Below are 13,163 nucleotides of genomic sequence, written 5' to 3'. Positions count from 1 at the left end.
GATTCAACGCCAACAGGGGGAATTTCATGGGGAAGCGCCTGATGGGCAGGCTCGCGGCGGCAGCGGTCATCGCGCCCGCTCTGCTCCTCGCCGGCTCGGGCGACGCCTTCGCCGACGGAAGCGTCACCTGGAAGAACAAGGGCACGAACAAGTGCCTGTCCCACATCGCCGGCATCGCCGCAGTGGGCGACTGCGGTTCCGGATACGCGAACTGGTGGGAGACCAAGAAGAGCGACGGCTCCTTCGTCCTGCGCGCCGGGGGCTACAACGGCGATTGCCTTGAGCACTACAAGGGCGAGCTCCGCACCGTCTCGTGCGACGGCAGCAATTACCAGAAGTGGTACGAGACGAAGCTCTCCAACGGCTGGCGGCTCACCAACAAGGCCACCGGCAAGACCTTGGGCACGAACAGCAGCAACGGCATTTACGCAGGAATCGATGCCGGTGGCAAGCTCCAGCGCTGGGGATAAAGCCCCGAGGAATTGAAGCCCCGGGTCGGGGAAACCCCGAGGTATTGAGCGGCGCCGGTCGGATACGTCTTTCCTTTCTCATTTCTGGAGGACGATCCGGCCCAGCAGCGTCACCGTCAGGCCGAAGTAATCGGCGTGCACGAGCCGCCGCCCCACCGGGCGTACGGTGCCGCCGGCCGTGATCGTGCCGGTGGCCGTGGACGGGTCGGTGAGGTAGGTCTCGTACTCCTCGATCAGGAGACGGTATTCGGTGAGCAGCGCCGTGGCCGGCGGGGTGACCTCGCCGGCCCATACGAAGCCGGTGCCGCGCGCCGTGCAGGTCAGTTCGACAGGAGAGCCGGCGGCCGTCCATTCGAGGTCGCCGGTTCCGCTGCCGCGCTTCTGCACCGTGGCGAGGACACGGCGGCTCGCGGCCATCGCCGTCGAGCCCGTCCCGGCCGCCTCACCGGCCGCGTTGGCGGCGGCCGGGCCGCTCAGCTCGATGCGGAACCGGTTCCCCGCCGTCATGGCGGCGGTGACCGTGCGGTCGGGCAGCAGCTGGACGAATTCCGAGAGCACGACCTTCGACAGGTGCAGCGGGTCGAGGGACCACGGCTGGTAGCGGGCGAGCGCCAGTCGCACGTACGGGAAGTAGGCGGGGCTGTCGGCGAGGTCGCCGAGGTCCACGTCGATGTCGCAGGTCCACAGCCCCGACGGCCGGTCGAACTCCGGAGCGAATGCCACGAGCGGCACCGTCACCGGGGCATTGCCCACCCGCTCGGCGAGCACGCCGGAGGCCGTGCGCCCGGCGTTCGGGAAGTTGCCCGGCCGCAGGCGGGGCAGGACGGAGTCGTCCGCCCAGACCGGGTCGATGCCGCACCGGGTGACGAGTTCGGCCGGCAGCCGGCTGCCCGGGTCGAGGACGACGGCGAGGAGTTCGTCGTCACCGGAGGAGAACCAGGGGCGCTTGAGGTACACGCGGACCCCGGCGTGCCGGCGGACCTGGGTGACCTGGTGCCGTACGCGGTCGACGGTGCGTTCCCAGCCGAAGGTGGGCACGAGGTGACTCACCCCGGGCGGCTCGGGACGGCGGGTGCTGAGCACCGGCCAGCCGTTGCCGGAGGGTCCCCGGCTGTCCGGACCCCGGTTGGTGATCAGCTCGGTCCGGTCGGTGATCGCCGGGTGGAAGTACTCCCGGAAGCGCGTGGTCGCGGTCGGGGTGCAGGTCACGTTGCGGTGCCGGGTGTCGCGGAACTCGTGCCGCACCTCGTGGCGGAAGCCGCCGATCCGCAGGTCGTCCTCGAAGGGCTCCACCGTGACCTCGCCCACGTGGGCGTGCCCGGTGACCTGCTGCGGGGCGGGCTCGGTCACGTCGTCGTGCCACTCGGTCCACGTCGCGTCGAGGTCGATCCGGCCGGTGCTCTTCGCGTGGGAGTGCACGGTGCCCGAGAGCTCGGCGGAGGTCTTCCCCTCCTCGCGGAAGAACGACAGCTCGCCCAGCGCCGGGGGCTCCAGCGGCCGTTCCACGGCGTGCACCAGGGTGACGTCCACCCACGGCGTGATCATCCAGTTCTCGCCGGCCGCCGCCGCGGCGGTCAGCTCGTCCTTCTTCTGCTGCGGCAGCCGCACCGGGTCCTGCCACAGGGGCGAGCCGGTCAGGAGCTGCCAGATGCGGAAGACACCGAGGTCCGCGGCGTCGACCCGGCAGCTCATGCGGACCGTCACGGTCTCGCCCTTGGGCAGGAAGACCGTCACGACGCCGCCCCGCGGCGGGGTCGGCGGGCCGTCGCCCTCCTCGATCCTCAGCCGCAGCGGCCGCGCCTGCGGCCAGGGCCCGGTGAAGTCGTACGTCTCAGGGGCGTTCGTGCCGGGCAGTCCGCGCAGCGACACGCCGCGCGCCAGGACGTCGGGCAGGTAGGGCAGCAGGAGCTGATCGGCGTTGTGGATGACGTATTCGCCCTGCTTGAGGCCGCTGCCGCGCTCGACGGGCAGCCCGGTGAGGGAAGAGGTGTCGTGCGGGTTGTGCTTGACGACGTGGATCTCGTGCCGGGCCTTCAGGTCGCGGGTGACGCGCGGGTTCTCGGCGAGGCGGACGACCGTGTCGAGATAGGTGCCGGACTCCCGGGAGGCGGCGGCGAAGTACGCCTCGCGCACCGCATCCGGCCTGCCGGGGCCGAAGGCGCCGTCGTACTGCCCGTGCTGCTCCGCCATGAGCAGCGCGGACTTGGGCGGGCTGACGTGCCGTTCGTCGAAGTGCCGGTAGCGGCGGTCGGGGCCGTCGAGGGGGTCGCCCGGCCCGTGGTCGGGCACTTCGGCGTTCCTCCGCTGCGCCCACTCCAGCGGCGACATGGGCCGTCCGTCCTCGTCGACGGTGCTGCGGATGACCAGCCTCGGCTCCGACTCGCCTTCCAGGAAGGGCCACCGGGGAACGATCGCGGGCGGCGGGACTGGCTCCCAGCGCCCGTACGTGACCGGGTCGGTCGCGGTGCCCTCCACGGCCGGGGCGCCGGGGCCGAGGCTGTTGCCCGCGAGGTCGACGAGCCGGGCGCGCAGCCGGTAGGTGCGGCGGTAGCGCAGGGCGGGCAGGGTTCCGGCCGTCGGCCGGAACCTGACGTCCAGCGGGAAGCGGTCCGAGACCTCGGGATCGGGCACCCGGGGCAGGTTGTCCGCCCCGATGGTCCGGCCGGGCGGGGGCGCGGCCAGGCTCCAGCCGTGCCAGCCGAAGAGCGCCTGGTGGACGAAGAGCTGGTTGACGCCCTGCTTGTCGCGGGTGACGGCGGTGGCCTTGACGTGGCCCTCGTCGGGGCCCGCCGTGATGGGCACGGGCGGCAGGCCGGCGCGCCGGATGGCGTAGTCGCCGGTACGGGCGCACAGGGGGAACCAGGCGACGACGCGGCCCGTCGCCTCGTCGACGACGCCGACGTCGACGCGGTAGCCGCGCACCAGGTGGGCGGCGTCGAGGACCGCCGAGGCGACCGGGCCGCCGTCGGGGCCGACTCCGGCCGTGTGGCGGGCGTCGGCCTCCATCTGGTCGGCGAGCGAGGCGTCGCGGCCCTCGTAGAGGACGGTCAGGCCCGCGCCGTGCAGCGCCGGGAGCGCCGTGGGGTCGCCGGAGTTCGCCTTGGCCGGATCGCTCGCGCGGGTGAGCAGCTGGTCGAGGACGCGGGAGAACTCCACGTACTTCATCGCCGCGCCGTCCACGTCGAGGTCGAGGGTGTGGACCTCGTCGGCGCCCAGCTTGAGCATCCGGTGCCCGTAGAGCCCGTCGTCGGCCGCGTACGCCTCGAAGCGGCGGCCTTCGACGTGGCGCAGCGCGGTCCACGGCCGCAGGCTCTCGTCGGCGTTGAGCCCTCCGTGGGGGGCGGTGAAGGACACCCGCGCCTGCCACCGGTCGGCGAGCCCGGGCGGGGGCGTGACCAGGAGGTCGAGGGCCAGGCCGAAGCGGCGCAGGAGCTCCGGGTAGTCCGCGAGCAGGGCGCACGCGGCGTGGAAGTCGAGGTCCGGAGGCACCGGTGGAGGGGGCGGCGGAGGCGGGTCCGCGGGGGCCGCGTCGGCGGGGCCGTCGGCGGCTGCGCCGTCCCGGCCGGTGGCCGGGGCCGGTGGGCGCGCGGGCGTCGCGCGGTCGTAGAAGCGGTACATCTCGGCGAGCCCCAGCAGGGCGCTGTCCTCCCGGTACGAGGCGCTGCTGCGGTCCATGTGCAGCGGCCGGTAGGGGTTCGCCGCCGGGGCCGCGTGCGGATCGCCGCCGTCGGACGGGCCGGATGTGTCCGACGTGCCGGATGTGTCCGACGTGCCGGACGTCCCGCGGATCAGGCTGTCGAGCCGGCCGTAACCGGTGGCCACGTCCCGGGAGAAGCCCAGGATGGTGCCGGTGAGGTTGTCCAGCAGATCCCCCTGCTCGGGGTGGTCCCAGCTCCCCCGCGGTGCCGGGGCGGCTCCGGCGCCCGTGCCGGGGCCGGAGGCGGCCGAGGCTGCCGCCTGCCCGGAACCGCCGCTGCCGGGGAACGCCCGGCGCTCCGCCGTGGCGGTCACCGCCGCCTCGTACAGCCCCCTGATCTGCTCGTGGACGGCCCTGCTGGGGAACGAGCGCAGGACGGGCGGCCCCTCGGGGGCGGCGGCCAGGGCGCCTCCGGGCGGGCTCACCTTCGTGTCGGGGCCGAACAGCTGCGGCCACAGGGCGCTGTCGGCGGGCGGGAAGCGCCCGGTCTGCGGCTCGGTGGGCACCGCCACCGTCCCGCCGGGGCCCTTGAACTCCACCTGGAGCGCCGCCGCGCAGGCGCGCAGGGTCCCGGGCCAGTCCAGGAAGCTCCGGAAGGCTCTGAGGGTGTCCCCGCCGGTCAGGCGCGGGCTGACCAGGACGGTCAGCCGGAGCTTGCCGTCGGCGGCGGGCCCGTCGGGCAGTACGGTCCACCGGATCGTCTCGGGCATGGCTCAGCTCACTTCCGCGAAGGCCGTGCAGTACTCGGCGACGGGGTCGCGCCGGACACCCGTGACCGGGTCGGGGTAGGGCGCCATCATCTCGGCGAAGGTGACCGGACGGCCGGCACCGATCGCCTCCATGGCCGGGGCAGCCTCGCCGGTCGGGGCGGTGAGGGAGGCCGACGAGCCCACGAAGCGCTTCTCGCACTCGATCGTGACCGACTGCGACCAGAAGCCGATGTGCACGCTGATGGAGATCCGGGCCCGGCCGGAGACCGTGTTCGGCGGCTCGAAGGTCAGCTCCAGGCAGATCTCGATGGAGGCGGAGACGATGCCGAGGACGTCGACCTCGCCACGGGCCCGGAAGTACCCGGTCAGCCGCGACGCGTTGGAGGGCAGCTCCAGGCGGTAGTAGATGCCCGCCATCACCGACAGGCTCCCGCTCGCCACCCCGAGGTTCATCGACAGCGCGGCGCCGAACTCCAGGGCCGCTTCCAGCACCGCGACCCGCTCGGGGGTCAGCACGATGCCGAAGAAGCCCCCGCCGCCGAGCAGGGAGACGGTGAGCCGGAAGGGCGCCTGGCGGGTGCAGAAGAAGAAGCCGATCTCCACCGTCCGGCCGATGAACGGCAGGTCGAGGTAGGCGCCCAGGCGCAGGTTCTCCAGGCTGAAGACCCCGATGGCGAGGTTCGGCAGGGGCAGGGCGTAGCGGGCGGTGATGCCCGAGGGCGTGACCTCGATGGCGGGCGGGTCGCTGAAGCCGTCGACGGGGATGAGCCGGCGCAGCGTCCGGACGAAGGAAAGGGGCCCGATGAAGTCGACGCTCTCGAGGACGACGTCGATGTCGGGCTTCCTGCCCGCGCGTGCGCTGAAGCGGACGTGCCGGAACGACAGCTGCAGGGCGTTGAACGCGGGTACGAGGAGGAGGCTGAAGCGCTCCAGGCTGCAGGTGACGTCCGCGCCGACGGACAGGTCGGAGCGCAGGGATCCGCGCAGGTCGACGACGACCGAGAACCGGCCGTCGGCGTCCGGGACGAAGACCGGCACGTCGGCCGGATATTTCTGGATCGCCGGGCTCCACTCCAGGCGCGCGTTGACGGCCTCGGGGAGCCTGGCGCCCAGGGCCGCCTTCTCGACGGCGTCGCGGAGGGCGATGGCCTGCCCGGCGGTGGTCCAGGTCGCGACCTGCTGCCGGACGCGGGTCAGCAGGGCCCGGACGCCGGGGTCGGCGTCGGCGGGCAGGGCGGCCAGCAGGTCGGTCAGGGCGGCGGCGAAGGCGTTGAAGGCGTTGTCGACGTCCCGCATCCGGGTCGTCGGGGGCGGGCGGCCGGGGAGCCGCTCCGCGATGAAGTCGCCGACGGTCCTGACGAAGGTCTCCGCGGTGTCGACGACGCGGCGGGCCGCGGCCGGGTAGCGGCCGATCTCGTGGCTGATCAGCTCCCGGACACGGCCCAGGTCGGAGAGGAAGCCGGTGACGGCGGTGATGGTCTCGGTGAAGAAGTTCGGCACGTTCAGGAGCTTGCCGAGCCCCTCCACCGCCTTGATCACCTTCGCCAGCGGGATCAGGCCCAGCAGGTTGGGGCCGATCGTGTCGATGCCGTCCAGCGGGCGGAAGAACCCGTCCGGCTGGAAGGTGCCGTTCGCGAGGAGTTCGAGCGGGTCCCCGCCCGCGGCGGCCGCGACGCCGGAGACGGGCCCCGTCAGCCGGGACAGGCCCGCCACGGCGATGCTGGGCGCCGAGAGCCCTCCGGAACGGTCGCGCTGATTCCGGAAGTCCAGCTTCAGCGGCGAGCCGGCCGGGGTGAGGAGGCTGAGGAAGACCTGGCCCTTGTTGGCCTGCCGGACGGGGTCGGTGGCCTGCGAGAAGCCGGAGAGGGCGTAGCGCTTGGCGTAGGCCACCGGCACCGTGGCGTCGGCGCCGGACAGGCTGCTGACCGCGGGCACGTTGGCGTGGGCCCAGCGGAGCTGCGGTACGAACTGGGCGTTCCTCGAGACGGACGGGTTGCCGGGGCCGGCCAGGGCCGGAGGCGCCGCCATGCCCCACACCATCTGCGCCACCTCGAGCCGGGTGTCGTCGGGCTTGGCCGAGGGGGCGAGGGCCACGGACTGCCCGAGCAGGTCGGCGCCGGTCTCGACGGGAACCTCCACCGCGGCGGCGGGCGTCGCGGCCGTGGGCGGGTTCCGGTCCTTGCGGTTGTACTCCGCCACGGCGGCGGCGAGTTCGGCACCGAAGGCCTTGGTCTCGTCGAGGAAGAGCAGCGGGGTGCGGAACTCCACGATCCGCCCCGCGTGGTCGACGGCTGTGATCTTGAACTGGTACGGGTTCTCGGAGCCGGTCGCCGGAAAGAACTTCGTGGGGTCCGCGGGCGGGAGGAGATCCGGCGTCACGACGGTGTCGACGCGCACGCTGGTGAACGGGAACAGCACGTTCGCCAGATCGCTGTCCGGCTCGGGGCCGGCCGGCAGCGGGGTGCCGGGGTCGTAGGTGCGCAGCGGCTGCCGGACCACGACGAACTCGCGCTGGATCAGATAGGTGCCGCGGGGGTCGCCGAACTTGCGCTCGGTGACCCGGACGTGGACCGCCTTGTGCCCGAACGGGCACAGGTACCCCTCCCGCATCACCCTGACGTAGTGGTCCCGGCCCATCGAGGCGCGGTGCCGCCACTCCGAGAGCGAGACGCCCACGGGGCGCTCCGGCCACGTGCCGAGGCTGTCCAGCCAGCCGCCCACAGCCGAGAGCATCAGGTTGCCCACGTCCACGGGCTTCGGCACGTAGGGCTGCCCGTCGGGCTTGAGCAGGCCGCCGTTGGCGGTGAGCTCGACGATGTCGTGCCGGTCCCGCGGCGTCATGGGCTCCCTGAAGGGGGAGGGCTCGACGGGGCCGGGGGTCCGGCCGCCCTCCCGGTCCCACACGGCGCGCACCCGGGCGCCGTTCAGCCGGGTGTGCCAGAGCTCGACGCGCTCCCCCGGGCCGGGACCGGCGATCGCCGACCGGTGCGTCCAGCGGCCCTTCTGGGAGGGGGACAGGTAGAGGCGGTAGGGCAGTTCGATGCCGGTGGCGGGGTGGTCGGGGTCGGCGAGGGGGTCCTGGGGGCGGATCACCGCGGGTGCGGCCGGGGCGGCTTCGCCACGGCCGGGAGGCGAGGTCTCGGTGGGTGTGGTCTCGATCGGTGCGGTCTCGGTCGGTGGTGACGCTGTCAGTGGGGGCGCGGTCAGTGGGGTCTCGATCGGCGAGGTCTCGATCACGGCTCCCGCCGCGGCGGCGGCTTCGAGGGTGGCGTCGAGGCCGTAGCGGGCCGTCAGTTCGGCGGTGGTGCGCAGGAGCTGTACGAGGGCGATGGCCCTGGCTGTGCCGTCACGGCCGTCGCCGCTGTCACTGAAGTCGCTGCTGTCACCGGCGCCGCGGCCGGCCTGCCGGATGGTGACGGCGAGCGGTGCCGTCTCGGGTTCACGGGCCGCGTCGACCACGCGCATCGGGAGCCTGCGCATGGCGTCGAGCAGCCCCTCCTCGCTGTAGGCGATGAAGTCCTGCGGACCGACCTCGAAGACCAGCACGCTTCTGCCGCTGATCCGGGAGTCCACCGGGAGTTCCCTGGACTCGCCCGGCACTTGATCGCTGAACGCCTGCTCCACGACGTGCTGGGGGCCGAAGGTGACGACCAGCAGCCCCTCCCGCTGCGGATCCGCGCGGACGAGCCGCCGCCTCCCCCCGGAGTCGTCGATCTTCAGCCCAGGAAATCCGAAGGAGAGGTCCAGCAGGTCGGTGCCGCGCAGAATGCGGATCGGTGCGGGTGTGCTCATCTCGCCCCCTGTCGCCGTACGCCGGGCGGGTGCTCGAGAAACGAGCGTGCCGGATCCGAGACACCGATACCGGCCGGGTACCACATGTCACATACCCCGAATGGCGCACCAGGTATTGGGCTGAACGAGTGCCTGTCCTCGCAACTACGGGTGGTTCCCGCCCCATTGAAACCACCGGTCCCACCAGCCCAGCAGGTTTCGGCCGGTGGCCGGCAGTCCGGCGTCAGGAGAGGGGGGCGCTCAGTTCGACGGCACGCAGTGCGGCGGCGAGCGCTTGTTCGTCGCCGACGTCCAGGGCGGTGTCGGTGAGCTTGATGACGTGTTCGTCGCCGTGCGCCAGGGCGCGTTCGAGGACTTCTCCCGCGGAGATGCGCCCGGGAGATGCCGCGGCGACGGGCTGCTCCGGGGCGTACATCGCCGTCACCGCGGCCGACGCCTGCCATGCCGCGTGCAGGCTCGGCACCCACAGGGTGCGCGGGAGGGCGCGGAGGCTGCGCAGTACGGCGTTGGGGGCGGTGGCCGCGTGGACCAGCATGGTCGCCTCGCCGTGGCCGTGGGTGGCGTAGCGGTGGGTCGTGGCGCGCACCAGCTCGGCGAGCCGCTGCCGGGCCTCGTCGGGACCGGTCACGTCACCGGACCAGACGGGCAGCCGGCCGACGAGGGCCAGCCGGGTGGGGAACCCTCCCTCACGGGCACGGATCGGGGGCACGGCCTCCAGGGTCTCGTCCGCGTCCGCGGCGCCGGGAAGCCACGTGACGCCGGAGAGGGGGTGGTGCCGGGCGGCCCAGTAGCCCAGGGCGTGCGCCAGCTCGGTCAGCCGGGGCTCGCTCTCCTCGTGGTCGAGGAGGGCGCGGACGGCGTGGCCGGTCCGGATGACGGGGTGGGTGGACCCTCCGAACATCCCGGGCAGGAGACGCGGCCACCACGTCGCGAGGAGGCTCCTCCAGTCCTGTGCGGAGAGAGCGTGGGTGAAGTACGCGATCCAGTCGGCGACCCGGCGCGGGTCCCCCAGCGCGGTGGCCCAGTCGGCGTCGGTGACGGGGGCCACGGGCGTGGGGAAGTCCTCGAGGTGCTCCTCGTAGCGGTCGAGCCAGCGGTGCACCGCGGCCGGCCGGCCGTGCGCCACGAGGGCCTCGGCAACCATCGGGGCGTGGTTGGTGAGCCGCCCGAGCCGCTCGGGACCCGAGGCGTGCAGGCGTTCCAGCGCTTCGTCGAGCACACCGCTCGTGTCGATGGCGTTCATACCGAACACGTTATGCAGGCCCGCCGGACTCCGCATCGGTCCCGGGGACCGGAGTCCGTGCCGCAGGGCCTGGGTCTCGAGTTGCACGCCGTCAGCCGTAGAGGTCGGTCGGCGCGGCGCGCTCCCCGCGCGGCCGGAGGAGGCGGGGCCCCGTCCTCTCCGGCCGCCGGTGGATCGGGGGCTCACCCCGTCGGTGCCTGCCAGGCCTCCAGGATCTCGGCGGTGTGCTCGCCCGGCGCGGGGGCCGGGGCCGGGGTGGCCGCCGGGGTGCGGCCGAAGCGCGGGGACGGGGCGGGCTGGTGGGCGCCGGCCACCTCGACGAAGGTGCCCCGTTCCTGCAGGGCCGGGTGCCCGGGGGCCTCGGCGGCGTCCAGGACGGGCACGACGCAGGCCTCGTGCTCGTCGAAGACCTTCGTCCAGTGGTGGCGGGGGTGTTCCGCGAAGGCCTCCGCGAGGCGTGCGCGCAGGGCGGGCCAGGCGGTTTCGTCGGCGCGGTCGGGCAGGGCGGCCGGGTCGAGGGCCAGGCACTCCAGGAGCGTGTCGTAGAAGCGCGGCTCGATGGCGCCGACCGCGACGGACAGGCCGTCCTGGCAGACGTAGGTGGTGTAGAACGGGGCGTCGGTCACCGTGGTCATGCCCGGCAGCTCCCGCCACTGACGGACCATCACGTCCAGCATGGCCGCGCCGTCGACCATCGCCGCGTCCACGACCTGGCCCCGGCCGGAGCGGCTGCGTTCGTGGAGGGCGGCCAGGATGCCGAGGGCCTGGAGCATGCCTCCGCCGGCGAAAGTGGAGAGATACGTGGAGGGCGGAGCCGGGGGCGCATCGGCGGGGCGGTCGCCGTCCAGGAGGCCGGCCATGGCCAGGAAGCTGATGTCGTGGCCCGGGCGCTGGGCCCAGGCCCCGCTCCTGCCCCATCCGGAGAGGCGGGCGTAGATCAGGCGCGGGTTGCTCGCGGTGAGGGCGTCGGGGCCCAGCCCGAGGCGCTCGCACATGCCGGGGCGCAGCCCTTCCAGGAAGACGTCCGCCCGGTCGATCAGGGAGCGTACGGTCCGCAGGTCGTTCTCGTCCTTGAGGTCGGCTGCGAACGAACGGCGGCCGCGGCCGAGGGGGTCGGCGGCGTGGTGGCGGCCGCCGGGTGCGGGGCGGTCGATCCGTACGACGTCCGCGCCGAGGTCGGCCAGGAGGGTGGCGGCGTAGGCGGTGGGGGCGCCGGCGGCGAGTTCCACGACGCGCAGGGAGTTCAGGGGGCCCATTCCGGGTTCCTCATTTCCTTTTCTGATCAGTTCGGTTCGGGGTTCCGTATGGCCTGCGGGGCAGCCGTTTTCTAGGTTCCGGGTGTTTCCTTTCCTGCTCTCCGATCGTGAATGGAGTGTTTTCCCGTGGGAGTTGTCTACACAGCCGGTGTGGTGTCGGCGGGCGACGGCCGCAACGGACGCGTGCGCTCGTCGGACGGTGTCCTGGAGCTGGGGCTGGCCGCGCCCAAGGAGGTCGGCGGCCCGGGCGGTTCCACCAACCCCGAGCAGCTGTTCGCGGCCGGTTATGCGGCGTGCTTCCACAGCGCCCTGCGGCTGTCGGCCCGCGAGGCCAAGGTGGCCCTGTCCGGGGACACGGTCTCCGCGCAGGTCCATCTGGAGCGGGACGAGAGCGGGTACTCGATCAGCGCCGACCTCGTCGTCGCCCTGCCGGGGGTCCCGGAGGAGGTCGCGCGCTCCCTGGTGGAGCAGGCCCACGGGCGCTGCCCGTATTCCAAGGCGGTGCGCGACAGCATCCGGGTCGGCATCTCGCTGACGTCCTGAACGGCCTTTGAGCTCGCGCCGCTGCCGGGTCCGGGAACGTCACCGGGCCCGGCAGCGGCGCGTACGGCTCAGGCCGCTTCCGCCGCCGCGGCCGCCTTGGCGGCCGCGGGCAGGGCCGACAGCACCCGGTCCACGGCACGGTCGTCGTGGGAGGCGGAGACGAACCACGCCTCGAACGGCGAGGGGGGCAGGTAGACGCCCTGGCGCAGCATCGCGTGGAAGAAGGCGCGGTAGCGGTGCGCCTCGGTGGCCCTGACCGCGTCGTAGTCGGTGACGGGCGCGGAGGCGAAGAAGACCGAGAACATGGTGCCGGAGTACTGCAGTTGGTGGTCGACGCCCTCGGCGGCCAGGGCGGAGGAGACGTGGCTGCCGATCGTGGCGGAGACGGTCTCCAGGCGGTCGTAGACGTCGTCGGTGCAGTGCCGCAGCGTGGCGAGCCCGGCGGCGGTGGCGACCGGGTTCCCGGCGAGGGTGCCGGCCTGGTAGACGGGGCCGGCCGGGGCGAGGTGCTCCATGACGTCGGCGCGGCCGCCGAAGGCCGCGGCCGGGAAGCCGCCGCCCATGACCTTGCCGTACGTGAACAGGTCCGCCGCCACGCCGTCCCGCCCGTACCAGCCGTCCCGGGCCGCGCGGAAGCCGGTCATGACCTCGTCGGAGATGTAGAGGGCGCCGTGGCGCCGGCAGAGGTCGGCAAGGCCCTGGTTGAAGCCGGGCAGGGGCGGGACGGCGCCCATGTTGCCGGGGGCCGCCTCGGTGATGACGCAGGCGATGTCGGAGCCCTGCTCGGCGAAGGCCCTCTCGACGGCGGCGAGGTCGTTGTAGGGCAGGACGATGGTGTCGCCGGCCTGGGCCCCGGTCACGCCGGGCGTGTCCGGCAGGGCGAAGGTGGCGAGGCCCGAACCCGCGGCGGCCAGGAGGGCGTCGACGTGGCCGTGGTAGCAGCCGGCGAACTTCACGATCTTCGTCCGGCCCGTGAACCCGCGGGCCAGGCGGATCGCGGACATCGTCGCCTCGGTGCCGGACGTCACCAGGCGCACGCGCTCCACGGGGGCGACGCGGGAGGTGATCTCCTCGGCGAGGGCGATCTCGCCCTCGGTGGCGGTGCCGAAGGACGTGCCCTTCGCGAGGGCCGCCCGGACGGCGTCCATGACGGCGGGGTGGCGGTGGCCGAGGATCATCGGCCCCCAGGAGCAGATCAGGTCGACGTACTGGTTGCCGTCGGTGTCGGTGAGGTACGGCCCCTGGGCGGAGGCCATGAACACCGGGGTGCCGCCGACCGAACCGAAGGCGCGGACGGGCGAGTTGACGCCGCCGGGGATGACCTGGCCCGCGCGGGCGAACAACGTGTCGGACATGGCGGTGGTACCGGTGGGGGCGGGGTGGGCAGGGGCGGTCATGGAACGGGCCTTTCGCGACGGGAGAGGACAGGAGAGGGGCCGGGGGCGGCGGGAG

The 13,163-nt window shown here is 73.4% G+C and carries 7 protein-coding genes; 2 read left to right on the top strand and 5 right to left on the bottom strand.

The window, feature by feature from the left end; translation table 11 throughout:
* Positions 1 to 26: 26 nt before the first annotated feature.
* A complete protein-coding gene (locus AS857_RS04365) occupies positions 27 to 470 on the top strand; it encodes an RICIN domain-containing protein (RefSeq protein ID WP_058041759.1) in 444 nt (147 codons plus the stop codon).
* 78 nt (positions 471 to 548) lie between these two features.
* On the opposite strand, the gene AS857_RS04360 is transcribed toward AS857_RS04365, so the two are convergent.
* From AS857_RS04360 to AS857_RS04345, 4 genes are all read right to left on the bottom strand, one after another.
* Positions 549 to 4,877 (bottom strand): hypothetical protein, encoded by a 4,329-nt coding sequence (locus tag AS857_RS04360; protein ID WP_058041758.1) that lies wholly within the window; start codon positions 4,875 to 4,877, stop codon positions 549 to 551.
* Positions 4,878 to 4,880: 3 nt separating this feature from the next.
* Entirely contained in the window at positions 4,881 to 8,669 is a 3,789-nt protein-coding gene (locus AS857_RS04355) for a hypothetical protein (protein ID WP_058041757.1), read from the bottom strand.
* A 223-nt stretch (positions 8,670 to 8,892) separates the two neighbouring features.
* Positions 8,893 to 9,912, bottom strand: a complete 1,020-nt coding sequence (locus AS857_RS04350; RefSeq protein ID WP_058041756.1) for a questin oxidase family protein — start codon at positions 9,910 to 9,912, stop codon at positions 8,893 to 8,895.
* A gap of 182 nt (positions 9,913 to 10,094) precedes the next feature.
* Positions 10,095 to 11,168: a CaiB/BaiF CoA transferase family protein gene (locus tag AS857_RS04345; RefSeq protein WP_058041755.1), complete on the bottom strand. Its 1,074-nt coding sequence runs from the start codon at positions 11,166 to 11,168 to the stop codon at positions 10,095 to 10,097.
* A gap of 126 nt (positions 11,169 to 11,294) precedes the next feature.
* On the opposite strand from AS857_RS04345, the gene AS857_RS04340 reads away from it, so the two are divergent.
* A complete protein-coding gene (locus AS857_RS04340) occupies positions 11,295 to 11,711 on the top strand; it encodes an organic hydroperoxide resistance protein (RefSeq protein WP_058041754.1) in 417 nt (138 codons plus the stop codon).
* Between the two features lie 68 nt (positions 11,712 to 11,779).
* Here the strand turns inward: AS857_RS04340 and hemL are convergent, their stop codons facing one another.
* Entirely contained in the window at positions 11,780 to 13,108 is a 1,329-nt protein-coding gene (gene hemL / locus AS857_RS04335; protein ID WP_058041753.1) for a glutamate-1-semialdehyde 2,1-aminomutase, read from the bottom strand.
* Between the last annotated feature and the right edge of the window lie 55 nt (positions 13,109 to 13,163).

Source organism: Streptomyces roseifaciens (assembly GCF_001445655.1).
Lineage (GTDB): Bacteria > Actinomycetota > Actinomycetes > Streptomycetales > Streptomycetaceae > Streptomyces > Streptomyces aureoversilis.
This window is presented reverse-complemented; position numbering and strand designations above follow the sequence as displayed.

Excerpts from the sequence above, each read along its gene's own strand:
- AS857_RS04365 (WP_058041759.1), top strand. The coding sequence starts at position 27 with ATGGGGAAGCGCCTGATGGGCAGGCTCGCGGCGGCAGCGGTCATCGCG.
- AS857_RS04360 (WP_058041758.1), bottom strand. The coding sequence starts at position 4,877 with ATGCCCGAGACGATCCGGTGGACCGTACTGCCCGACGGGCCCGCCGCC.
- AS857_RS04355 (WP_058041757.1), bottom strand. The coding sequence starts at position 8,669 with ATGAGCACACCCGCACCGATCCGCATTCTGCGCGGCACCGACCTGCTG.
- AS857_RS04350 (WP_058041756.1), bottom strand. The coding sequence starts at position 9,912 with ATGAACGCCATCGACACGAGCGGTGTGCTCGACGAAGCGCTGGAACGC.
- AS857_RS04345 (WP_058041755.1), bottom strand. The coding sequence starts at position 11,168 with ATGGGCCCCCTGAACTCCCTGCGCGTCGTGGAACTCGCCGCCGGCGCC.
- hemL (WP_058041753.1), bottom strand. The coding sequence starts at position 13,108 with ATGACCGCCCCTGCCCACCCCGCCCCCACCGGTACCACCGCCATGTCC.